Source organism: Lysobacter sp. CA196 (genome assembly GCF_052078695.1).
GTDB lineage: Bacteria > Pseudomonadota > Gammaproteobacteria > Xanthomonadales > Xanthomonadaceae > Lysobacter.
Map to the genome: position 1 here is coordinate 286460 of NZ_JBQJIN010000003.1, position 22497 is coordinate 308956.

At 67.5% G+C, this 22497-nt stretch carries 19 protein-coding genes; 13 read left to right on the plus strand and 6 right to left on the minus strand.

Annotated elements, in window-relative coordinates; genetic code table 11:
• Positions 1-38: 38 nt before the first annotated feature.
• The 10 genes from ACTOWK_RS05010 to pilH all read left to right on the plus strand — a co-directional run bounded on the left by ACTOWK_RS05010 (position 39) and on the right by pilH (position 13632).
• A complete protein-coding gene (locus tag ACTOWK_RS05010) occupies positions 39-866 on the plus strand; it encodes an ankyrin repeat domain-containing protein (protein WP_441329087.1) in 828 nt (275 codons plus the stop codon).
• A 55-nt stretch (positions 867-921) separates the two neighbouring features.
• Positions 922-2163 (plus strand): JmjC domain-containing protein, encoded by a 1242-nt coding sequence (locus ACTOWK_RS05015; RefSeq protein ID WP_441329088.1) that lies wholly within the window; start codon positions 922-924, stop codon positions 2161-2163.
• Positions 2160-3062 (plus strand): GNAT family N-acetyltransferase, encoded by a 903-nt coding sequence (locus ACTOWK_RS05020; RefSeq protein WP_441329089.1) that lies wholly within the window; start codon positions 2160-2162, stop codon positions 3060-3062. Before ACTOWK_RS05015 ends, ACTOWK_RS05020 begins: the two co-directional genes overlap by 4 nt.
• A 246-nt stretch (positions 3063-3308) precedes the next feature.
• On the plus strand, positions 3309-6143 hold the full coding sequence (locus ACTOWK_RS05025; RefSeq protein ID WP_441329090.1) for a 2-oxoglutarate dehydrogenase E1 component: 2835 nt from the start codon (positions 3309-3311) through the stop codon (positions 6141-6143).
• Between the two features lie 69 nt (positions 6144-6212).
• Positions 6213-7406, plus strand: coding sequence for a dihydrolipoyllysine-residue succinyltransferase (gene sucB, locus ACTOWK_RS05030; protein WP_441329091.1), 1194 nt, complete (start codon positions 6213-6215; stop codon positions 7404-7406).
• Between the two features lie 133 nt (positions 7407-7539).
• Positions 7540-8964: a dihydrolipoyl dehydrogenase gene (lpdA, locus tag ACTOWK_RS05035; protein ID WP_441329092.1), complete on the plus strand. Its 1425-nt coding sequence runs from the start codon at positions 7540-7542 to the stop codon at positions 8962-8964.
• A 226-nt stretch (positions 8965-9190) separates the two neighbouring features.
• A complete protein-coding gene (locus tag ACTOWK_RS05040) occupies positions 9191-9784 on the plus strand; it encodes a TIGR00730 family Rossman fold protein (RefSeq protein ID WP_441329093.1) in 594 nt (197 codons plus the stop codon).
• Positions 9785-9860: 76 nt separating this feature from the next.
• Entirely contained in the window at positions 9861-10499 is a 639-nt protein-coding gene (locus tag ACTOWK_RS05045) for a DUF6438 domain-containing protein (RefSeq protein ID WP_441329094.1), read from the plus strand.
• A gap of 1708 nt (positions 10500-12207) precedes the next feature.
• Positions 12208-13200 (plus strand): YhdH/YhfP family quinone oxidoreductase, encoded by a 993-nt coding sequence (locus ACTOWK_RS05050; RefSeq protein WP_441329095.1) that lies wholly within the window; start codon positions 12208-12210, stop codon positions 13198-13200.
• Positions 13201-13260: 60 nt separating this feature from the next.
• Positions 13261-13632 carry a twitching motility response regulator PilH gene (pilH, locus tag ACTOWK_RS05055; RefSeq protein ID WP_441329123.1) on the plus strand — a complete coding sequence of 124 codons (372 nt, stop codon included), beginning with the start codon at positions 13261-13263 and terminating at the stop codon, positions 13630-13632.
• Positions 13633-13802: 170 nt separating this feature from the next.
• On the opposite strand, the gene ACTOWK_RS05060 is transcribed toward pilH, so the two are convergent.
• The gene (locus ACTOWK_RS05060; protein WP_441329096.1) at positions 13803-14696 is read right to left on the minus strand and encodes a DnaJ C-terminal domain-containing protein; all 894 of its coding nucleotides are present in this window, start codon (positions 14694-14696) and stop codon (positions 13803-13805) included.
• 161 nt (positions 14697-14857) lie between these two features.
• On the opposite strand from ACTOWK_RS05060, the gene ACTOWK_RS05065 reads away from it, so the two are divergent.
• The 3 genes from ACTOWK_RS05065 to ACTOWK_RS05075 all read left to right on the plus strand — a co-directional run bounded on the left by ACTOWK_RS05065 (position 14858) and on the right by ACTOWK_RS05075 (position 16948).
• Positions 14858-15334 (plus strand): peroxiredoxin, encoded by a 477-nt coding sequence (locus ACTOWK_RS05065; protein ID WP_441329097.1) that lies wholly within the window; start codon positions 14858-14860, stop codon positions 15332-15334.
• Positions 15335-15460: 126 nt separating this feature from the next.
• The gene (locus ACTOWK_RS05070) at positions 15461-16063 is read left to right on the plus strand and encodes a ferritin-like domain-containing protein (protein ID WP_441329098.1); all 603 of its coding nucleotides are present in this window, start codon (positions 15461-15463) and stop codon (positions 16061-16063) included.
• Positions 16064-16171: 108 nt separating this feature from the next.
• On the plus strand, positions 16172-16948 hold the full coding sequence (locus ACTOWK_RS05075) for a hypothetical protein (RefSeq protein WP_441329099.1): 777 nt from the start codon (positions 16172-16174) through the stop codon (positions 16946-16948).
• A 129-nt stretch (positions 16949-17077) separates the two neighbouring features.
• On the opposite strand, the gene ACTOWK_RS05080 is transcribed toward ACTOWK_RS05075, so the two are convergent.
• The 5 genes from ACTOWK_RS05080 to ACTOWK_RS05100 all read right to left on the minus strand — a co-directional run bounded on the left by ACTOWK_RS05080 (position 17078) and on the right by ACTOWK_RS05100 (position 22476).
• Positions 17078-17680 (minus strand): NAD(P)H-dependent oxidoreductase, encoded by a 603-nt coding sequence (locus ACTOWK_RS05080; protein WP_441329100.1) that lies wholly within the window; start codon positions 17678-17680, stop codon positions 17078-17080.
• A 102-nt stretch (positions 17681-17782) separates the two neighbouring features.
• The gene (gene pbpC, locus ACTOWK_RS05085; RefSeq protein ID WP_441329101.1) at positions 17783-20188 is read right to left on the minus strand and encodes a penicillin-binding protein 1C; all 2406 of its coding nucleotides are present in this window, start codon (positions 20186-20188) and stop codon (positions 17783-17785) included.
• A 108-nt stretch (positions 20189-20296) separates the two neighbouring features.
• Positions 20297-21367, minus strand: coding sequence for a hypothetical protein (locus ACTOWK_RS05090; RefSeq protein WP_441329102.1), 1071 nt, complete (start codon positions 21365-21367; stop codon positions 20297-20299).
• A 98-nt stretch (positions 21368-21465) separates the two neighbouring features.
• Complete coding sequence (locus ACTOWK_RS05095; RefSeq protein WP_441329103.1) at positions 21466-21651, minus strand: hypothetical protein; 186 nt, start codon at positions 21649-21651, stop codon at positions 21466-21468.
• Between the two features lie 39 nt (positions 21652-21690).
• Complete coding sequence (locus tag ACTOWK_RS05100) at positions 21691-22476, minus strand: hypothetical protein (protein ID WP_441329104.1); 786 nt, start codon at positions 22474-22476, stop codon at positions 21691-21693.
• Between the last annotated feature and the right edge of the window lie 21 nt (positions 22477-22497).

Below are 22497 nucleotides of genomic sequence, written 5' to 3' on the forward strand. Positions count from 1 at the left end.
CCTCCGCATCCACACCTTCTGCCGAGCCCGTCGTCGCCATGGCCCCCAATTTGCAGATCGAGCAACATTTCAACGGCCCCGAACTCGAACTCGCGCAGGCCGCCGCGGCCGGCCACGGCAACGAGGTACGCCGCCTGGTCAACGAAGGCGCGGACGCCAATGCGGTGTCCCCGGGCGGCCTGCCGCTGTTGGCCTGGCCGGTGCTGCGCGGCAATGCGGCCGGCGTCGTCGCCCTGCTCGATGCCGGCGCCGACCCCAACCGCGCCGTGCCCGCGGTCGGCACGGTCATGGTGTGGGCGGCCAAAGCCGAATCGCCGGAGGTTTTACGCGCCTTCCTCGAACACGGCGGCCGCGCCGACGCCAGCGACCTCGATCAGCAACCTCTGACCCGGATCGCCGCCCTCGCCGGGCAGTGGGACAACGTCAAGCTGCTGATCGAGCACGGCGCCGACATCGATGCCCCGGCCCACGGCCGCGATGGCGACACCTTGCTGACGTATTACTCGCGCGGCCAGTTCGACAAGACCCATTGGCTGCTCGAACACGGCGCCGACCCCACCCACCGCCTCGAAAGCGCGGCCAAACCCGAGCGCATCGGCGCCCAGACCGTGGTCGAGAACGTCTATTGGTGGCCGATCAACGACGGCAAATTCCCGCAGCTCGCGCAATGGCAGCAGCGCTGCCAGCAACTGCTCGCCGCGCGCGGCCTGACCCTGCCGCGCGAGCCGGCGCATCTGCAGCGCTTGCGTGTGGCCCAAGGCGGCGGCGCAGCCGCGCCTGCCACCGAACTCGGCCGCGGCGGCGATCTCAACACCGACATCGAACGCCGCGAGAGCGAACTGAAGGACGCGTTGACGCCGCGCTGATTCCGCTACCCACGACGACGCCAAGCGCGACGCCCCTGGCGTAGACTTCGCGCCCATGAAATCGCCTCTCATCGAAGTCGACGCCGCTCGACGCCCGCCGCTCGGCATGACGCCGGCCGTGTTCCTGCGCGACTACTGGCAGAAACGCCCGCTGCTGATCCGCAACGCCTTCCCCGGCCTGCAATCGCCGATCCAGCCCGAAGACCTGGCCGGCCTAGCCTGCGAAGAAGGCGTGCTGGCGCGCCTGATCCAGCACGATCGCGCGAACGATCGTTACTCCCTGCGGCATGGGCCGTTCGAGGAGTCCGAATTCCCCGGCCTGCCGCAGCAGGACTGGACCCTGTTAGTCCAAGACGTCGACAAATGGGACGCCGACGTGGCCGCCCTGTTGCCGGCCTTCGATTTCCTGCCGCGCTGGCGCATCGACGACATCATGGTCTCGTTCGCCGCGCCGGGCGGTTCGGTCGGCGCCCATGTCGACCAGTACGACGTGTTCCTGCTGCAGGCCCAGGGCCATCGGCGCTGGCAGATCGACGCCCGCCCCGGTGCGCCGCAGGATTTCCGCCCGGACGCCGAGCTGAAACTGCTGCGCGAGTTCGAGCCCAGCCACGACTGGGTGCTCGGCCCCGGCGACATGCTGTACCTGCCGCCCGGCGTGCCGCATCACGGCGTCGCCGAGGATGCCTGCCTGACCTTCTCGGTCGGTATGCGCGCGCCGTCGGCCGCCGAGCTGATGGGCGACTTCATCGACACCCTGGCCGCCGAAGCCGACGAGAGTCTGCGTTATCACGACCCCGACCTGAGCCCGCCGGCCGATCCCAACGAGATTGACGCCGCAGCGATGGGCCGGGTGGTCGAGGCCTTGAACGTCTTGCGCATGAACGACCCCGACCGCCTCGGCGATTGGTTCGGTCGCTTCATCACCGTCTACCGCGCCGCCGGCGAAGTCTCGTCCGGCCATGAAGAGCCGCGCTCGCGCATCGAGATCGAATGGGACCTGGAGCGCGGCGCCAGCCTGTGGCGCCATCCCTGGTCGCGCATGGCCTGGCGCAAAACCCATGCACAGCCGGCCAAGCAGGCCAAGCAGGCCCAGGCCACGGTCGCCCGGCTCTACGTCAGCGGCCAGGAATTCGTGTTGCCGGCCGCTGATGCCCAGGCCATCGCCGCCGCCGCCGAAATCGACGCCGCCGTGTATTCGGCGCTGTCCGACGCCGGCCGCGACTGCGTCCACGAACTCATCGCCGCCGGCCATTACCGCCTCGGCCTCGACGACGAGGACGGCGGAGAAGAGGAGTGAGCGCCGGCTTCCGGGTCGTCGCCGTCGCCGACTACGCCGCGGCGCTGGCGGCGCTGCGCTCGGTGCGCGAAGCGGTATTCGTGCAGGAGCAGCAGGTCCCGGTCGAGATCGAGCTCGACCCGCACGACCCGCTGTGCCAACACGTGCTGGCCCTGGACGCCGAAGAACGCCCGATCGGCACCGGCCGGTTGACCCCGGACCGGCGCATCGGCCGCATGGCCGTGCTGGCTGCCTGGCGCGGCCGCGGCGTCGGCGAGGCTTTGCTGGAGGCTCTGATCGAACGCGCCCGCCAGCTCGGCTGGCGCGAGCTGTCCCTGCACGCCCAGGCCTCGGCGATCGGTTTCTATGCCCGTCGCGGCTTTCTGCCGTTCGGCGAGCGTTTCGTCGAGGCCGGCATCGAGCACCAGTCGATGCGCCTGTTGCTCGACGCCGCCAACCCGGTCGAGACTCGCGCCGCCGCCCTCGCCGCCCTGGCCGGGGTCATCGCCAATGCCCGCCGCGGTCTGTCGATCTATAGCCGCGATCTCGACCCGGGCCTGCTCGACCGGCCCGAAGTGGTCGCCGCGATGCGCCGCCTCGCCACCTCCGGCGGCGCGATCCGGGTGCTGCTGCACGACCCCGGCGCACCGCAACGCGCGCTCGCCCCCTTGATCGGGCTGAGCCAGCGCCTGTCGAGCGTGTTCGAGTTCCGCGCCATCGAAGAGCCGGTCGACCTCAAATACCCCTCGGCCTACCTGGTCAACGACCTCGACGGCTGGTACTACCGCCCGCTCGGCCATCGCTACGACGGCGAGACCCGGCTCGACGGTGGCGCGCGCGCGCGCCAGCTGCACGCGCATTTCGACCCGGTGTGGGAGCGCGCCCGCCCCTGCAGCGAGTACCGCGCGCTCGGAATCTGAGGCCACGCTAAACCGCGTCTTGCCGGGCCCCGAGGCCCCGAACCCGACGTCCGGCTCGCGCCCGGCGGCATTGCCGGAACGGTCCGTATCCGCTCCGGTATCGGATATCGAACAAAATCGGCCGCTTAGACATAAGTAGTTATGCCGCTGGCCTTAACACTACCGCTATAATTCCGGGCCTTGTCCGCGCGCCCCTGGCGTATGCGCGACCCCAATCCGCCCACCTAGAGTTTCCCGATAGCCATCGTGGACAGTCTCCTGAAGCAGTTCTCGCAATCCTCGCAACTCGGCGCCAACGCCGCCTTCATCGAAGACCTGTACGAGCAGTACCTGGTCGACCCCGAAAGCGTCGGGGGCAAATGGAAAGCCTATTTCGACGGGTTCAAGGGCCGCGAAGCCGGGGACATCCCGCATTCGGCCGCCATTGAAAGCATCGCCGCCGCGAGCCGCGCCGCCTCCCGGGGCGTCGTCACCGCCGCCGCGGGCGGCTCCCAGGCCAGCGACGAGCGCGAGCGCTCGGTCGGCAAGGTGATCACCGCCTACCGTTCGCGCGGCCACCTCGCCGCCAACATCGATCCGCTCGGCCTGCTCGAGAAGCCGGAAGCGCCGGACCTGGCGCTGGGCTTCCACCGCCTCTCCGAGAGCGACCTGACCGGCGAGTTCAGCACCGGCGGCGTCGCCGGCAAGGAACGCATGAAGCTCGGCGACCTGCTCGCCCTGCTCAAGGCCACCTACACCGGCCCGATCGGCGCGGAGTTCATGCACATCGCCGACGCCGAACAGCGCCGCTGGATGTACGAACGCCTGGAAGGCGCCGGCGGCAAGTTCGCCCGCAGCGCCGACGACAAGAAGCGCATCCTCGAGCGCCTGACCGCGGCCGACGGCCTGGAGCGCTACCTCGGCACCAAGTACGTCGGCCAGAAGCGCTTCTCGCTGGAAGGCGGCGACGCGCTGATCCCGCTGATGGACGTGACCATCCGCCGTGCCGGCGATCAGGGCGTGCAGGACGTGGTGATCGGCATGGCCCACCGCGGCCGCCTCAACGTTCTGGTCAACACCCTCGGCAAGCCGCCGCGCAAGCTGTTCGACGAGTTCGAAGGCAAGTTCGACCACGACGAGCACGCCCATACCGGCGACGTGAAGTACCACATGGGCTTCAGCGCCGACGTCGCCACCCCCGGCGGCCCGGTCCACCTGGCGCTGGCGTTCAACCCCTCGCACCTGGAAATCGTCAACCCGGTGGTCGCCGGCAGCGTGCGTTCGCGCCAGACCCGCCGCGGCGACAACGGCCGCGCGCAGGTGTTGCCGGTGCTGCTGCACGGCGACGCCGCGTTCGCCGGCCAGGGCGTCGGCATGGAGCTGTTCCAGATGTCGCAGGCGCGCGGTTTCGCGGTCGGCGGCACGGTCCACATCGTCATCAACAACCAGGTCGGCTTCACCACCAGCGAGCGCCAGGACGCGCGTTCCACGCTGTACTGCACCGACGTGGCCAAGATGGTCGGCGCGCCGATCCTGCACGTGAACGGCGACGACCCGGAAGCGGTGGTGTTCTGCGCCGAACTGGCGCTGGACTTCCGTCAGCGCTTCGGCCGCGACGTGGTCATCGACCTGGTCTGCTACCGCCGCCACGGCCATAACGAGGCCGACGAGCCGGCCGCGACCCAGCCGCTGATGTACCAGGTGATCCGCAAGCACAAGACCCCGCGCGAGCTGTACGCCGAGCGCCTCGTCGCCGAAGGCGTGCTCAAGGCCGAAGACGCGCAGGCGCTGGTCGACAACTACCGCGACAAGCTCGACCAGGGCGCGGTCACCACCGAGCTGGTCGAGGTCAAGCCGGACGAGTTCACCATCGACTGGTCCAAGTACCTGTCGGGCAAGCTCGGCGACCCGGTCGACACCAAGTTCGAACGCAGCAAGCTCGACGCCCTGGCCACCCAGATCAACGCGGTCGCCGACAACGTCAAGCTGCACGCGCGCGTCGCCAAGATCTACGAAGACCGCCGCAAGATGGCCGCCGGCGAGCTCGGCGGCGACTGGGGCTTCGCCGAAAACCTGGCCTACGCCACCCTGCTCAGCGAAGGCTACAAGTTGCGCCTGGTCGGCCAGGACAGCGGCCGCGGCACCTTCTTCCACCGCCACGCGATCCTGCACGAGCAGAGCACCGACGCCTACGTCATGCCGCTGCGCGAGCTGGTGCGCACGCCGTCGGACATGACCATCATCGACTCGCTGCTCAGCGAAGAAGCGGTGATGGCGTTCGAGTACGGCTATTCGACCGCCGACCCCATGACCCTGGACATCTGGGAAGCCCAGTTCGGCGACTTCGCCAACGGCGCCCAGGTGGTGATCGACCAGTTCCTGTCCTCGGGCGAAGCCAAGTGGGGCCGTCTGTGCGGCCTGGCGCTGTTCCTGCCGCACGGCTACGAAGGCCAGGGCCCCGAGCACAGCTCGGCGCGCCTGGAACGCTTCCTGCAGTTGTGCGCGCTCGACAACATGCTGGTCTGCGCGCCGACCACACCGGCGCAGGCGTACCACATGATCCGCCGGCAGATGCGCATGAGCACGCGCAAGCCGCTGGTGGTGATGACGCCCAAGTCGCTGCTGCGCCACAAGCTCGCGGTTTCGACCCTGGACGACCTGGCCAACGGCGAGTTCCAGCACCTGATCCCCGACGCCCAGGCCAACGCCAAGAAGGTCAAGCGCGTCGTGCTGTGCTCGGGCAAGGTCTATTACGACCTGTTCGAGCAGGCGCAGAAGGAAGGCCTGGACGACGTCGCTCTGCTGCGCATCGAACAGCTGTATCCGTTCCCGCGCGAACTGCTGGCGGCCGAACTCAAGCGCTACAGCGCGGCCAAGGACGTGGTGTGGTGCCAGGAAGAGCCGCAGAACCAGGGCGCCTGGTACCAGATCCGCCACCACCTGTCCGCCTGCCTGGCGCCGAAGCAGAGCCTGCACTATGCCGGCCGCGCGCGTTCGCCGTCGCCGGCGGCCGGCCATCTGGCCGACCACGTCGCCGAGCAGACCAAGCTGGTCGCCGACGCGCTGGTCAATTCGCTGCAAGGCGAGTCCAGCGCTGAATAAGCGCTGGCCTGCCGACCCTACATCCAAGAACGACTCATACCCTTTCAAGCACTCCAGGATGCCTGCCCCATGAGCACCGAGATCAAAGTCCCCGTCCTTCCCGAGTCGGTCTCCGACGCCACGATCGCCACGTGGCACAAGAAGCCGGGCGATGCGGTCAAGCGCGACGAGAACCTGGTCGATCTGGAAACCGACAAGGTCGTGCTCGAAGTGCCCTCGCCGGTCGACGGCGTGCTCAAGGAAATCAAGTTCGAGGAAGGCGCGACCGTGACCAGCCAGCAGCTGCTCGCGATCGTGGAAGCCGGCGCCGCCGCCGCTGCCGCTCCGGCCGCCGCCAAGGCCGAAGCCCTGCCGGCTGCCGGCGCCCAGCCGATCACCGCCAAGGCAGAAGCGCCCAAGGCCGCCGCATCCAACGACCAGTTGCCGCCGGGCGCGCGTTTCACCGCGAACAAGGAAGGCATCGACGCTGCGCAGGTCGAAGGCACCGGCCGCAAGGGCGCGGTGACCAAGGAAGACATCCTCAACTACGCCAAGTCCGGCGGCGTCGGCAGCGCCTCGGGCGCGCGCCCGGAAGAGCGCGTGCCGATGACCCGCATGCGCGCCCGCATCGCCGAGCGCCTGATGCAGTCGAAGAACTCGATCGCCATGCTGACCTCGTTCAACGAAGTCAACCTCGGCAAGGTCATGGCGATGCGCAAGGAGCTGGGCGAGTCCTTCGAGAAGGCCAACGGCGTCAAGCTCGGCTTCATGAGCTTCTTCGCCAAGGCCGCCGCCAATGCGCTGCAGCGCCACCCGGTGGTCAACGCTTCGGTCGACGGCAACGACGTCGTCTATCACGGCTATGCCGACATCTCGATCGCCGTGTCGACCGACAAGGGCCTGGTCACGCCGGTCCTGCGCAACGTCGAGCGCATGGGCTTCGCCGACGTCGAGAAGGCCATCGGCGACTACGCCAAGAAGGCGCGCGACGGCAAGCTGGCGCTGGAAGACCTGCAGGGCGGCACCTTCACCATCACCAACGGCGGCACCTTCGGCTCGCTGATGTCGACCCCGATCGTCAATCCGCCGCAGTCGGCCATCCTCGGCATGCACGCGATCAAGGAACGCGCCATCGTCGAGAACGGCGCCGTGGTCGCCGCGCCGATGATGTACATCGCGCTGTCCTACGATCACCGCATCATCGACGGCAAGGACGCGGTGCTGTTCCTGGTCGACATCAAGAACCAGCTGGAAAATCCGCATCGCATGCTGCTCGGCATGTAATGCCTCGCCGGGACTCGGGACTCGGGATTCGGGACTCGGCTAAGAACAAAAACAGCGGACCCGGGACTCGCACGCTTCGCCGTGCGAGTCCCTGGTCCCGAGTCCCGAGTCCCGCACCCCCAAGGACTCCGCAATGTCTGAACAATTCGACGTAGTCGTCATCGGCGCCGGTCCGGCCGGTTATCACGCCGCCATCCGCGCCGCCCAGTTGGGCCTCAAGACCGCCTGCATCGACGCCGCACTCGGCAAGGACGGCAAGCCCGCCCTCGGCGGCACCTGCCTGCGCGTGGGCTGCATCCCGTCCAAGGCGCTGCTCGACAGCTCGCGCCAGTTCTGGAACCTGCAGCATCTGTTCGGCGAGCACGGCATCAGCGCCGACAACGCCAAGATCGACGTCGGCACCATGGTCGGCCGCAAAGACAAGATCGTGAAGCAGTTCACCGGCGGCATCGCGATGCTGTTCAAGGCCAACAAGGTCACCCCGTACTACGGCTTCGGCACCCTGCACCCGGGCAACGTCGTCAAGGTCAAGCAGCACGACGGTTCGGAAGTCGAGCTCAAGGGCACCAACGTCATCATCGCCGCCGGTTCGGATTCGATCGAACTGCCGTTCGCCAAGTTCGACGGCGACAAGATCGTCGACAACGTCGGCGCGCTCGACTTCACCGAAGTGCCCAAGCGCCTCGGCGTGATCGGCGCCGGCGTGATCGGCCTGGAACTCGGCAGCGTGTGGAAGCGTCTCGGCGCCGAGGTCACCATCCTCGAAGCGCTGCCCGACTTCCTCGCCGTGGCCGACGCCGAAGTGGCCAAGACCGCGGCCAAGGAATTCAAGAAGCAGGGCCTGGAGATCAAACTCGGCGCCAAGGTCAGCAAGGCCGAAATCCAGAAGGACGGCGTGCACCTGACCTATAACGACGGCAAGGCCGACCAGCAGCTCGTGGTCGACAAGCTGCTCGTCGCCGTCGGCCGCCGCGCCGCCAGCAAGGGTCTGCTCGCCGAAGGCACCGGGGTCAAGCTCAACGAGCGCGGCCAGATCGAAGTCGACGAGCATTGCCACACCGGCGTCGACGGCGTCTGGGCGGTCGGCGACTGCGTGCGCGGCCCGATGCTCGCGCACAAGGGCTTCGAGGAAGGCATCGCCGTGGCCGAGCTCATCGCCGGCCTGCCGGGCCACGTCAACTTCGACACCATCCCCTGGGTCATCTACACCGAGCCGGAAATCGCCTGGGTCGGCCAGACCGAGCAGCAGCTCAAGGCCGAAGGCGTGCCGTACAAGACCGGCAGCTTCCCGTTCGCGGCGATCGGCCGTGCGGTGGCCATGGGCGAGCCGGCGGGCTTCGTCAAGGTCATCGCCCATGCCGAAACCGATCGCGTCCTCGGCCTGCACCTGGTCGGCGTCGGCGTGTCGGAACTCGTGCACGAAGGCGTGCTGACCATGGAGTTCAAGGGCTCCGCCGACGACCTCGCCCGTATCTGCCACGCTCACCCGACCCTGTCGGAAGCGATCCACGATGCGGCGATGGCGGTCGACAAGCGGGCGATTCATAAGGCTAATTGAGCCGGGACTCGGGACTCGGGGTTCGGGACTCGGGACTCGTAAAGCGGTTCCGCCCCAACCCGAATCCCAATGCAGACGCATTGAAGCCGGGACTCAGTGCTCGGGACTGGGGACTCGCACGCGAGATCGGCCCCTCCTCGCGAGTCCCATCGCAAACGCCAGGTCCGCCTGGCGTTTTGCTTTTACGAGTCCCGAGTCCCGAGTCCCGAGTCCCAAGAGTTCAAACATGAAAACCCTCTGCGTCTACTGCGGCTCCAACTCCGGCTCCAAGCCGATCTATACCGAGCGCGCGATGGCGCTCGGCACGCGTATGGCCAGGGACGGCGTCGCCCTGGTCTACGGCGGCGGCAACGTCGGCCTGATGGGCACGGTCGCCGATGCGGTGCTCGAAGCCGGCGGAGAAGCGATCGGGGTGATTCCCGAGCAGTTGGTCAATTGGGAAGTCGCCCATCGCGGCCTGACCAAGCTGGAGATCGTCGGCTCGATGCATGAGCGCAAGGCGCGCATGTTCGACCTCGCCGACGGCTTCGTCGCCCTGCCCGGCGGCTTCGGCACCCTCGACGAAATGTTCGAGATGCTGACCTGGCGCCAGCTCGGCATCGGCAACAAGCCTTGCGCGTTTCTCGACATCGACGGCTTCTACACGCCGTTGATGTCGATGCTCGACCGCATGGTCGAAGAACGCTTCCTGCATGCCGACCAACGCCGCGACCTGTGGCACGGCGACGACCTCGACGCGATGCTGGCCTGGATGCGCGAGTACCAGCCGGCCGCCGCATCGAAGTGGCTGGACGAAAAGCGCCGCAACGCCCTGCGCTGAGTGGCAGGCTGTAAGCGGCCGGACGTCAGTGGCAAGTCCCGATAAGCTGTAAGCACTGCAGACAGGAGGTCGGACCATGCGCTGGATCGTATTGCCCTTGCTCGCGGTGGTGGCCTGCACACCGGCCCGGCCTCCCGCCAGCGACATCGACCGCACCACGGTCGAGATCGAGCGCAGCGGTTGCCTCGGCGGTTGTCCGGTCTACAAGCTGCGCATCGGCTCCGACGGCGTGGCGATCTTCAGCGCCCGCGACTTCACCGGCCGCCACCCATTGCGCAACGCCGACGGCGACCTGGTGATTCCGCACGAAGTCGCCGACAAGGACCGTCGTGCCCTGTTCGAACGGGTGAACTCCAAGGCCTTCGCCGAACTGCTGCCGGACTACTCCGCCAACGTCTCCGACGGCCCGACCACGACCATCACCGTCAGCACACCCTCCGGCGTGCGCCGCGTCACCCAGTACGCCGTCGCCTGCTTGCGCGACAGCAAGAAACCGCGCGCCTTGTCGTCCACCTCGATCGACCCGCGGGCGCGTTTCGTACCCGACGTGTTTTGCGAGACCGTCGCCCTGATCGAAACCGCCAGCTGCGCCGGCTACTGGTCCGCGCAAACCCGTCCCCCGCTGGACCCCAACGATCCCCGGCTGTCGCCGCCGGAGCGCTGCCGCCTGCCGTCGTTCGGCAGGGGCGCGAATGCGGGTTCGGTGCAGCCATGAAGGCTGCGAACCACTCCGGTGCGAACCGCTCCGACACGAATCGCGCCCTCGTTGCGAATCGCCCCTTGTAGGAGCGGCGTGAGCCGCGACCGCGGAACGCGCGGAGACCGCATTGCCGACTCCGTTTATCGAAGCGGCGTGCTTCCGCAGGGGTAGGAGCGGCGCAAGCCGCGACCGCGCTGCAGCAGTCTTGCGGCGCATCCTTCAAGCAAAATCCAGATCAAACGCTAAAAGCTTCCGCCACTAAAGCGGCGGGTTACTTTCTTTTGTCTAAGGCAACAAAAGAAAGGTAACTGCACTCTCAAGGTACAAGTGCATCACCCAAGCGGATCAAAGGCTTAAACCTCCTCCCTGGTAAACCGGCCTTGATTCAGAGTAAGCCTTTGATCAGTCGAGAATTTCTGATTTGCCGTCCGCCTAGGAAAAAGCGGGTCATCAGATGAAGAGTGATGCACTTGGTCCTGGTCAGTGCAAACCAAAGAAAAATGCTTCGTTTTGAATCACGGGCCCGCACGCTCGGTGCCTCCGCGAGGATTTTTCATACGGGACATCCCTGTCCCGATGAAAAACGGCGCGCATCCTTGCGCGCCGCCCTCCGGGTCTTCCATTGCCTTCGCTAGTGCTCGGCGACGAACAGCCAAAGCTAAAGCCAAAGCCAAAGCCAAAAATCAGGAAATCAGAGTGCGGCGACACCATTCCCTGTAGGAGCGGCGTGAGCCGCGACCGCGAATCTGCGGCCGCCGGCGCGGGCAATCGCGGTTGCGTGGTCGCGGCTTGCGCCGCTCCTACCCCAGAACAACCGCGAAGCCGTCGATCGTTGCCGTTGCCGTTGCCGTTGCCGTTGCCGTTGCCGTTGCCGTTGCCGTGATGAGCTTGGCGCAGTGCCGAACTCGCGATGCGATCGTAGACCCGGAGGGCGGCGCACAGGACGTGCGCCGTTTTCCGATAAGACAGGGACGTCTTATCGGAAAATCCCGGCGACAGCTGCGAACTCGCAGGGGAGCTTCGTCAAGGAAGGCCTTTTCTTTGGTTAGCTTTCTTTTGGGCCAGCAAAAGAAAGTAACCCGGCCGCGTTAGCGGACGGAAGCTCTGCTTTGGCTGTTGCCCATCAAGCTCTGCGGCAAGAAACGCCGCAACCGGGCACAACGCGGTCGCGGCTTGCGCCGCTCCTACCCAAGAGCAGGCGCGACCCGCCGATCGTTGCCGTTGCCGTTGCCGTTGCCGTGATGAGCTTGGGCAGTGCCGAACTCGCGATGCGATCGTAGACCCGGAGGGCGGCGCACAGGACGTGCGCCCAGCGTTTAGACCGAATGACTCGATAGGACAAGGATGTCCTATCGGAAAATCCCGGCGACAGCTGCGAACTCGCAGGGGAGCTCCGTCAAGGAAAGCCCTTTTCTTTGGTTAGCTTTCTTTTGGGCCAGCAAAAGAAAGTAACCCGGCCGCGTCAGCGGACGGAAGCTCTGCTCCTGATGTTGCTTCGCTTTCCTATGGCCGGAGGCACCGGAACACGACAGGACGCGGTCGCGACTTGCGCCGCTCCTACTCTTGAAGCCAAGCCTCCGACCACCGACATCCAAGTAGCAGCCCGTTTGAATTACGTAAGCAGGCGACCGGCTCCACCCGAAATCGCCCAATCCCTACTCGGCTATCATCTCCACCATCGCCCTCAAGCACCCACCAGGGCCGTACCGCAGCCGAGCACGCAATGAGCCTACCCACCTCCTTCGACGCCTTCCGCATCCACAACGACGCCAGCGGCTACCGCAGCGGCATCGAGTCGGTCTCGCTGGACGATCTCGCGCCCGGCGAGGTGGTGATCAAGACCGCGTACTCGTCGGTCAACTTCAAGGACGCGCTGGCCGGTACCGGCGAAGGCAAGATCCTGCGCCGGTTCCCGCTGGTCGGCGGCATCGACGTCGCCGGCCACGTGGTCGCCTCGAGCGACCCGGCGTTCAAGGAAGGCGATGCGGTGCTGGTCACCGGTTGCGGCCTCAGCGAAGTGCGCGATGGCGGCTACGGCCAGTACGCGCGCCTGCAGGCGCAATGGACGATTCCGCTGCCGGCCGGGCTGAGCCTGCGCGAGAGCATGATCCTCGGCACCGCCGGCTTCACCGCTGCGCTCGCCCTGCACCGCATGCTCGACAACCGGCAGACGCCGGCGCAGGGGCCGCTCGCGGTCACCGGCGCCACCGGCGGGGTCGGCTCGCTCGCGCTGGACATCTTCAGCCGCGCCGGCTTCGAGGTGCACGCGATCAGCGGCAAGCCCGAACAAGGCGATTACCTGCGCTCGATCGGCGCCCGCGAGGTGCTCGGCCGCGACGCCCTGCAGACCGCGCGGCCGATGGAGTCGGCGCGCTTCGGCGGTGGCCTGGACAACGTCGGCGGGCCGATGCTGGCCAGTCTGTTGGCTCAAACCGCGCCCTACGGCAACGTCGCCACCGCCGGCCTCGCCGCGACCCACGAGCTGGCGACCACGGTCATGCCATTCATCATCCGCGGTGTATCCCTGCTCGGCGTCGCCTCGGCCGGCACCGCGCGCGGCATCCGCGACGAGATCTGGCAGCGCCTGGGCAGCGACTGGAAGCCCGCGCATCTGGACCGGATCTGCACGCGCGAAGTCGGTCTGGCCGAGCTGCCGCAGGTATTTCCGGGCATGCTGGCCGGCGGTTCGGTCGGCCGGACCCTCGTCGTGATCTAGTTGGCATTGCAGCGGCGCGGCGCGTCGCTACAATCGGCCGCAGGTTCTTGGGGGAAACACATGGCGCGTATTCTGATCGTCGACGATTCGCCGTCCCAGCTGATGGGCATTCGTCGCATCGTCGAAAAACTGGGGCATGAAGCCTTGACCGCAGAGGACGGCGCCGCCGGCGTCGAAGCGGCCAAGCGCGAACTGCCCGATATGATCCTGATGGACGTAGTAATGCCGAACCTCAACGGGTTCCAGGCGACGCGCTCGATTTGCCGCGAACCGACGACGAAGCACATCCCGATCGTCCTGGTCACGACCAAGGATCAGGACACCGACCGCGTCTGGGGCATGCGCCAGGGCGCCAAGGCCTACATCACCAAGCCGTTCAGCGAGACCGATCTGTCCGAGATCATCGCGCAGTTGCTGCCTTCGGCCGCCTGAATGCGCGGCGTGGAAGGCTGATACCGGCCGGACCCACGCAGCAAACCGACGAACCCGGCGCGAGCCGGGTTTTTCTTTTATCGGTGCCGTCTACCGCCCTCGCCGCAGCGGCCCGCCAGCCATGCGCGATCGCCGGCCCAGCCTGGCGCGGCGGATGGCCGCGGCGGCGATCACACTCGCCGCCACTCCTCGCCGAACGCCACCCGCATCGCCTCGTAGGCGTCGTGCTGCTCCGGCGTTTCCGCACGCGGCGCCAACACTTCCAGTTCGACGATCTGGTCGCCGGCCTGGGTGCCCGGCAGGCCGCGGCCACGCAGGCGCAGCTTGCGTCCGGCCTCGGAATTGGCCGGGATCTTGAGCTCGACCGGGCCGCCGAGGGTCGGCACGCTGATGGTCGCGCCGAGCGCGGCTTCCCACGGCGCCAACGGCAACATGTAGATCACGTTGCGGCCGTCGACCTCGAAATGCGGATGCGCGGCGTACTCGATCTCGAGCAGCAGGTCGCCATGCGCGCCCTGCCCGGCCAGGCGGATCAGCTGCCCGGGACGCACGCCCTTCGGCACGCGCACATCGAGGGTCTTGTTGTTGACCGAAATGCGAATGCTGCCGCCTTCGTAGACCGTTTCCAGCGACACCGCGAGCTTGGCCCGGGTGTCGCCGCGCGGCGGCGCGCTGCGGGCGCCCTGTTGGCCGAAACCTCCGCCGGCCGAACGGCCGCGCCCGAACAGGGTCTCGAAGAAATCGCTGAAGCCCCCGCCGGCGCCACCGCCGGCGAAGATCTCCTCGAAGTCCGGGCCTCCGCCGCCGTAGCCGCCCGCTGAGGGCTGTACTTCGTCGCCGGGCCGATAGCCGCGCGCGCGCAGCTGATCGTAGGCGGTGCGCTTCTGCGGGTCGCGCAGCGCCTCGTAGGCCTCGTTGACGGCCTTGAACTTCTCCTCCGCGCCGGCCTCCTTGCTGACGTCGGGGTGATACTTGCGCGCCAGGCGACGATAGGCCGTCTTGATCTCGGCCTCGCCCGCGCTCGGTTCCAGACCGAGGGTTTCGTAGTAATCCTTGAACTGCATCGTTGCTCCCGCTCGCAAGCGCCATACGCGGCGCAGCCCACTCACGCCGTCTTGACGCATCATTAGCCTGACAGCATGGCGGCGACGACCGCGATTTCAAGTCGCGTTGACGCGGTATTTAGAACCTGCTGCCTAGACTCGAACCCCCACAGGAGATTTCCATGAGCATCCAGGTCGGCGAACGCCTTCCCGAAGTCGTACTCAAGCGCATCAACGAAGGCATCGAGAGCGTCGATACCCGGGCCCTATTCGACGGCCGCAAGGCCGTGCTGTTCGCGGTGCCGGGCGCCTTCACCCCGACCTGCTCGGAGAAGCACCTGCCTGGCTTCGTCGAGCATTTCCAGGCGTTCCGCGACAAGGGCATCGAAGTGCTGTGCCTGGCCGTCAACGACCCGTTCGTGATGCAGGCCTGGGCCCAGAGCCAGCACGCGCCGGACGGCATGATCATGCTGGCCGACGGCAACGGCGACTTCACCCGCGCGCTCGGCCTGGAACTCGACGCCAGCGCCTACGGCATGGGCACGCGCGCAAAGCGCTTCGCTCTGTACGCCGACGATGGCGTGGTCAAGCAACTGCACGTCGAAGAACCCGGCGAGTACCGGGTGTCCTCGGCCGAATACATGCTGCAACAGGTCTGAGCCACGGCCGGCCCGGATCGCCACAGGTCCGGGCCGTTCGCTCCACCGATACGCGCCTTTCAACGTTCTCTCGCCAGACTGCACGAGGTTTCCCCGCTCTCTTCCCCCGACCAGCCAGGAGGCACCATGCCTGCCAAGCCCGTCAGCAAGACCGCCGCCCGTTCGGCGTCCGCGCAGCCGACCACCGGCAAACCCTCGGCGTTCGTCGCCGACCTCGCGACCATCCGTGCCCGCGCCCGCAGGCACATCGAGGACGGCGCGATCACCGACAGCTACCGCGCCGATCGCGAGGCGGTGATCAAGTTGCTCAACGAAGCCCTGGCGACCGAGATCGTCTGCGTGCTGCGCTACAAGCGCCACTACTACATGGCCAGCGGCCTGATGGCCGACGCGGTCAAGGCCGAATTCCTCGAACACGCCAACGAAGAACAGGCGCATGCCGACCGCATCGCCGAACGCATCGTGCAGCTCGGCGGCGCCCCCGATCTCAACCCCGACGTGCTGTCCAAGCGCGCCCACGCCGAATACGTCGAAGGCACCGACCTGCGCGACATGGTCAAGGAAGATCTGGTCGCCGAACGCATCGCGATCGACAGCTATCGGCAGATCATCGATTACATCGGCGACCGGGATACCACCACCAAGCGCCTGATGGAAGACATCCTGGCGCAGGAAGAAGAACACGCCGACGAGTTGGCCGACCTGCTCGATGGCTGGACTGGCGGATAGGCGTACCGGCCCCCGCCGACGATTCGGCCGAGGCCGCGCAATGCGCGGCCTCTCGCTTCGCGCCGCTGCATGGCGGCCGCGACGACGTGGGCCGGCTAGACTCAGGGCATGAGCCGACACCTCCAAATCTCCCGCCTGCGCGCCCGCCTCGAACGGGAGCATTGGCCCCGCGTGCAAATGAGCCTGATCGTGTTGCTGACCGGCGCGGTTGGCTTCCTCGCTTCCTTCGCCATGCTCGAATTTGCCGGCCTTCACAGCATGTCGCTGCGTTACCCGCTGGCCGCCTGTTGCGCGTACCTGAGCTTCCTCGCTTTGCTGTGGACGTGGGCACGTACCCAAGGACACGACGCTTGGGAAAACCTCGATCTGCCGGATCTCGGCGCCGGGTCCGGCGCTAGCTCAGAGTCGTACGCGAACCCGGGCGGCGGCTGGCAAGGCGGCCGCGGTGACGAAGGTGCTGGTGGCGCTTCGGCCTCGTTCGACGCGCCTGCTGCGTCCGCATCACCGGTCAGACTGGAGAATTCCAATAGCGATTCCGACTTCGATCTGCCGCTCGCCGATGCCGGCGACGACTTCGCTTGGGTGCTGGTGGCGATCGCCATCGCGCTGGGCGCCGCCTTCGCCGCGATCTGGGTGGTGTGGATCGCACCCGGCCTGATGGCCGAGTTGGTCCTCGATGTCGCGCTCGCCGGCGGCCTGTACCGCCGTCTGCGCCGCATCGAATCGCAGCATTGGCTGCAAACCGCATTGCGCCGCACCGCCATACCGTTCCTGATCGTCGCTCTGATGGCGACCGCGGCCGGCTACGCCGGAGCGCGTTATGCGCCAGGTGCGAGCTCCTTCGGCGATGTCATCGCGGCGCGCCAGGCTGAAAGCGCCCCTTAGCCGGGGCGGTACGCAAGCGCTTCGCCGCATTCGCGGCGCTCGATCGGCGCAACACCGGAACCTTACTTGCGACCAGACGCCGGTTTGGCTGACGCGATCGCGATCGTGCTCGCCAATGACGTCGATCGCTCAGGCCGCTTCGCCGTGCTCGGCCTCGGCGAACAGGCCGCGGCCGAGCGCGAAGGCCGTCTGCAGGTGCGCGGCGGCTTCGTCGGGGTGGGTATGCAGCAGCAACTCCGAGGTCAGCACCCGGGCGCCGCAGTAATCGAAGATGCCGTGATCGATCTGGGTGTTCATTGCCACGTCGTACCCATGCTTGCGGTAGGTACCCGCGCCGGCGCCGCCCACGCCGAGCAAATGCACGCGCAGATGGCGCAGCTTCTTGACGATGCGCCCGTCCCCCTCTTCATAGGCCCAGCCGTTGGCGAAGACGCGGTCGATCCAGCCCTTGAGCAGGCCCGGCATCGACCACCAGTACACCGGGAATACCAAGGTCAGCGCATCGGCGCGGTCGATCCGCGCCTGCTCGGCGCGCACGTCCGCTGGCGCCGGTGTGCGCAGGTAGAAGCCGGCGACGTCGTCGTTGTTGAAGCGTGGGTCGAAGCCTTCGGCGGCGAGGTCGGCGATCTCAAAGGCATGGCCCGACTGGGACAGCCCGTCCGCAAAGTGCGCGGCGACGGCATGGGTCAGCGATTGCGGGTCGGGATGGGCGACGACGATCAGTGCGTTCATGGGAGGTCCGCTGGAAAGGATTGCTACTAAAGGTAACTTACCATGTGTAAGTTACTTTCAGTATCTACCCTCGTCAAGCCTCGCCAGTAGCGCCGAGCGTGGTCAGCGCAGCACCCGGAACCTCACCCGCGACCAGGCGCCGGTATCGGCCAACGCGGTCAGGGTGTGCTCGCCGACTTCGCCGAAGTCGTGGTCGAAGCGCGCGCGCCCCTGCGACTCACCGATCAAGCGACCGTCGAGCAGCCAACGCACCCGTGCATCGCTGCCGAGCGCGCGGATCGACAAGCGCAGCGGCGTCGCATTGCCGGGCGCGCGTGCAAGCGTGGCCTGATCGTCGATGCCTTCGATGCGCAGCTCTTCGACCGCATCGCGACCGTCGTCGCTGCAGTCCGCCGCCAACGGCGGCAGGCGCGCGGCCTTGCGGGTTTCGGCGGCCAGCCACGGCGACGCCAGCGCCGGCCAACGCGCGAGTTCGCGCGCACGGCGTTCGTGCGGCTGGCTGCATTCGCCCGACAGGCGCAGGCCGCTGTTCGCATCGGCCTCAAAGCGTTCGAGCCCGGCATTCCACAGGCGCGCATCGCGTTCGGCGAAGGTCGGCGGCACCGAACCGTCGAGCGTCCACGCCTGCAAGCGCCGATGACACAGCTCCGGCGCCTGCGGATCGGGCGGGATGCCGAGCGGCCAGCAGATCTCGATCTGCTCGACGTTCTTCGGCGGCGGCCGCAGCGCAGCGTCGCCGTTCTGGCGCGGCAGGCTGTCGATCACCTCGAACAACAAAGGCAAGGCGGTCACCGCGCCGTACTGGCCCGGCAAGGGCGTGCCGTCCGGGCGCCCGACCCAGACCCCGACCGTATAGCCGCGTGTGCTGCCGAGCGCCCAGGCGTCGCGGAAGCCGTAGCTGGTGCCGGTCTTCCATGCCACCCGCGGCCGGCCGCGGCTGTCGAAGGTTTGCTCGACGCTGCCGGGGCGCGGGTTGGCTTCGAGGATCTCGCGCACGATCCAGGCCGCGCCGGGCGACAGCAAGCGCCGTTCCAGCCGCGGCGCATCGCGTTGATAACGCACGCGCCCGGCGATGCCGTCGCGGTTGAACGCCGAATAGGCGCCGACCAGGTCTTCCAGGCGCGCGCCGGTGCCGCCGAGGATCATCGCCAGGTTCGGGGTCGCGCCGCTCGGCCATTGCAGGTCGATGCCGGCATGGGCCAGGCGCGCGGAGAAACGCGAGGGGCCGACCCGGTCGAGCAGATCGACCGCCGGAATATTCAAGGACAAACGCAAGGCCGTCGCCGCGCTGACCGGGCCGTTGAAGGCGGTGTCGAAATTGCCCGGCCGATAACCGCCGAAGGATTGCGGCGCATCGACGAACAGGCTTTCGGAATGGATCAGGCCGTCGTCGAGCGCCAGCCCGTACAGGAACGGCTTCAGGGTCGAACCCGGCGAACGCCAGGCCTTGACCATGTCGACGTGGCCGAGCCGCGCGGCGTCGCCGAAGGTCACCGAACCGACATAGGCGCGCGCTTCCAGGCTGGCGTTGTCGACCACCAGCAAGGCCGCCGAAGTGCGTTCGGGCAAGCTGGAAAAATACGCCGAGACGCGGTCTTCCAAGGTGCGCTGCAATTCCAGGTCGATGGTCGACTCGACCCGCAAGGCCTTCGGATTTTCGACGCGCAGGCGCTGCGCGAGCAGCGGCGCGTAACGCGGCGGTTGCAGCGAGCGCGCGACCACCGGCTCGACCCGCGCATCCTCGACCTCGGCCTTCGACCAGACCTTGAGCGCCGCCATGCGCAACAGGACTTTGTCGCGCGCCTTCTGTGCGCGTTCGGGTTCGCGGTCCGGACGCAGCCGGCTCGGCGATTGCGGCAGCACCGTCAGCAGCGCGGCCTCGGCATGCGACAAACGCGACGAGGGCTTGCCCAGGTAAGCCCAGCTCGCCGCTTCCACGCCTTCGACGGTGCCGCCGAACGGCGCGCGGTTGAGATACAAGGCGAGAATTTCGCGCTTGGACAAATGCACTTCGAGCTGCAGCGCGCGCAGCATCTGCCGGGCCTTCGAGCCCAGGCTGCGCCGGTTCTGTCCGGGTGCGGCGTCGAGGATGCGTGCGACCTGCATGGTCAGGGTCGAGCCGCCCGAAACCACCCGCCCGCTGCGCAGCCATTGTCCGGCGGCGCGCAGCATCGCCACTGGGTTGATGCCCGGGTGCTTCCAGAACCAGCGGTCTTCGTAGTTCAGCAAGGCCTGCAGGTACAGCGGCGAGACCTCGTTGGCACGCACCGGATAGCGCCACACGCCGTCGCGGTCGGCGAAGGCGCGCAGCGGGGTGCCGTCGGAAGCGGTGACCACCGCGCCGGCGTCACGCGGTTTCGGCAGCGGCAGCGGAAACGCGAGATCGAGCAGCATCGCCACGATCGCCGTCAGCATCAGCGCCAACAGCGTTTTCAAGACGACACGGCGCCGGCGCGGATCGTGGCGGAAGCGATCGCGTGACGGCGGCGCGGGAGTTTCGGTGGACACGGAGGACAGGCTACGAGCGGCAGAGACCATGATCAGCTTACGTCAGCGCGGCGCGCCGTTGCCGACAAAGCAAGACAACGGCGCGGCAGGCGCTCGACCGGCAACCGTTCAACCGGCGACGTTGAACGCGGCCAGGCGCAGGCGGCCGTCGATCAAGTGCAGGATCAGGCTTTCCGCGCCCTCCTGGCGTTCGACGCTCTTGCCGCCTTCGCCGTCGCTCACCTCGACCTCTTCGGCGACCGCCGCGATCACCGAGACCTGGGCGTCGATGAGCTCGTCGTTGCCCTCCTCGCGGTCGGCGTCCGGATCGGGCTGGATGCTGATCGAATAGGTTTCTTCGCTCTTGCCGCGCTGTTGCGAGCGGCTCGCCACCAGGGTTCCATCCGGCTCGCTCGCGAAGCTCTGCCCGAGCGCCTGTTCGATGGTCTCGGCATAGGTGTCGGCGCGCGAATCGGGGAACAAGTCGGTGTAGTGCTTCTCGGCCAGGGCGCGGTCGATCTTGCCGCCGGCGGCCGCAGCGGCTTTTTCCAGCGCGGTTTCGTAGATCGGCAGGCCGATGGCTTCGAGCGGGAAGTTCATGCGGCCGAGCACGAGGTTCTTGTCGCGCATGCGCAAGGCCCGACCCAGCTCGGCGAGTTCGGCCACGACCCGCTGTTGGCGGCTCTGGTGCTCGGCTTCGAGTACGGTCTTGCCGTTCCAGGCGTAGACGTAATAATCGGTGGTCTTGGGCCGCGCCGCCGAACAGATGTCGATCGCGCGCAGATACAAACGGCCCGAGGAGATCTTGTCGAGCTCGGGGCAGAACTCGGGCATGTCCGCCTGCGGCAGCGCCTGGAAGTCGTTGCCGCGGTTCATCAACACCATGAGTTTCTTCGACGCGGCCATGGTCGCGTCCGGCGTGCCCTGGCCGAACAGGACCACCACATCGTCCTGGCCGTCGCGGTCGAGGTCGCCGACCAAGTGTTCGAAGCCGAGCCGTTCGAAGCCCGGGTCGAGTTTGCGCAGGGCCACGAAGGCGCGCTCGGCGATGGCCTTTTGCGCCTCGGCGGTGGCCGCCGGCGCCGCCGGTGCCGCAACGGATGGGTCTTTCGAAGCGGCCGCATCGGCCGGTGCGGCGTCGGTGCCCGACTGGCAAGCCGCCAGGCCGAGCATCAGGGACAGTGCTGCGATCTTGCGCATGTTCGCTCCTTGCGTGGTGACGGTCGCGGCCTCGAGCCGGACCTTGGGGCAGTACGGACGCGCCGGCTCGCAAGGAGCCGGTCGCGTGGTCTCAGGCGTCAGACTTCATCGGAATTGTGGTCGAGCAGGTACAGCTCGCCCTCGATCAGGCGGAACCGGGCCTGGTAGTGGCTGCCGTCGCGTTGCGGCCATTCCAGCATGACGTCGGCATCCACCACATAGCTGGCGTCGTCGGTCTCGATCAGGCCCTGGTCCGGGCTCAGATCGATCTGCAGCCGATGCACGCCACTGCTGCTGGCGGCGCGGCCACGTACCGAGGCCTGTCATTCGTCGCTGCCGAGCGACTGCAGCTCGGCCTTGCGCAACAGTTCGACCGCGGCGGCGAAGTCCTTGCGCCGCGGCGCATCGGCGAACAAGGAGCGGTCGACGCCCCGCTCGGCCGGCGCCGCGCCGGGGCCGATCGACAAGGGATGCTTGCGCAGATGGCGGACCAACACCTCGTCGCGCTCCTCGCGCAGCGCGGTTTCGATTTCGGCCAACTGCGACAGGATGCGCTGCTCGGGCGTTTCCTCATCGAGCTGGCGCAGACCCTGCCCCGACCATTCGTAACGGTGATGCGCGATGGCCTTCGGGAACGGCACCATGCACGCCTCCAGCGCATCCACCCGCAATACGCCGTCGACGATGTCGCGCACGGCCGCGCAGTAACCGAACAGATTCTCGCCGTCGTCGGGCACCAACTGCAGCCCGCCATCGCGCGACATCAGCATGCGCACATGATTGGCGACATGACGCATCGCGCCCTCTTCGCCGAGGCCGTACTCGACCGCGATGTCGTCGCGACCGTCGCGGTCGAGGTCGCCGATCGTATAGTCGGCGTAATAGCGGTCGAAGTCCGGCGTGTCCTTGCGCAGCAAGACTTCGGCGGCGACCTGCAAGGGATGGGCCGGCGCCGGCGCCTCGACGACCGGCTGGGCGGGGCTGACCACGGCCTCGGCCACGGCGACAGCGGTGGCATCGGCGGTCGTCGCCTGCGATGAGTCAGATGCGGCCGGCGCTGCCGGCGCCGTACAGGCCGCCAGCAGCGAAGCCAGCGCGGCGGAAAGCATCGCGCTTCCCGCCGCCTTGCT

Coding starts and splice junctions, on each gene's coding strand:
- ACTOWK_RS05010 (WP_441329087.1), top strand. CDS start 39: ATGGCCCCCAATTTGCAGATCGAGCAACATTTCAACGGCCCCGAACTC.
- ACTOWK_RS05015 (WP_441329088.1), top strand. CDS start 922: ATGAAATCGCCTCTCATCGAAGTCGACGCCGCTCGACGCCCGCCGCTC.
- sucB (WP_441329091.1), top strand. CDS start 6,213: ATGAGCACCGAGATCAAAGTCCCCGTCCTTCCCGAGTCGGTCTCCGAC.
- lpdA (WP_441329092.1), top strand. CDS start 7,540: ATGTCTGAACAATTCGACGTAGTCGTCATCGGCGCCGGTCCGGCCGGT.
- ACTOWK_RS05040 (WP_441329093.1), top strand. CDS start 9,191: ATGAAAACCCTCTGCGTCTACTGCGGCTCCAACTCCGGCTCCAAGCCG.
- ACTOWK_RS05045 (WP_441329094.1), top strand. CDS start 9,861: ATGCGCTGGATCGTATTGCCCTTGCTCGCGGTGGTGGCCTGCACACCG.
- ACTOWK_RS05050 (WP_441329095.1), top strand. CDS start 12,208: ATGAGCCTACCCACCTCCTTCGACGCCTTCCGCATCCACAACGACGCC.
- pilH (WP_441329123.1), top strand. CDS start 13,261: ATGGCGCGTATTCTGATCGTCGACGATTCGCCGTCCCAGCTGATGGGC.
- ACTOWK_RS05060 (WP_441329096.1), bottom strand. CDS start 14,696: ATGCAGTTCAAGGATTACTACGAAACCCTCGGTCTGGAACCGAGCGCG.
- ACTOWK_RS05065 (WP_441329097.1), top strand. CDS start 14,858: ATGAGCATCCAGGTCGGCGAACGCCTTCCCGAAGTCGTACTCAAGCGC.
- ACTOWK_RS05070 (WP_441329098.1), top strand. CDS start 15,461: ATGCCTGCCAAGCCCGTCAGCAAGACCGCCGCCCGTTCGGCGTCCGCG.
- ACTOWK_RS05075 (WP_441329099.1), top strand. CDS start 16,172: ATGAGCCGACACCTCCAAATCTCCCGCCTGCGCGCCCGCCTCGAACGG.
- ACTOWK_RS05080 (WP_441329100.1), bottom strand. CDS start 17,680: ATGAACGCACTGATCGTCGTCGCCCATCCCGACCCGCAATCGCTGACC.
- ACTOWK_RS05090 (WP_441329102.1), bottom strand. CDS start 21,367: ATGCGCAAGATCGCAGCACTGTCCCTGATGCTCGGCCTGGCGGCTTGC.
- ACTOWK_RS05100 (WP_441329104.1), bottom strand. CDS start 22,476: ATGCTTTCCGCCGCGCTGGCTTCGCTGCTGGCGGCCTGTACGGCGCCG.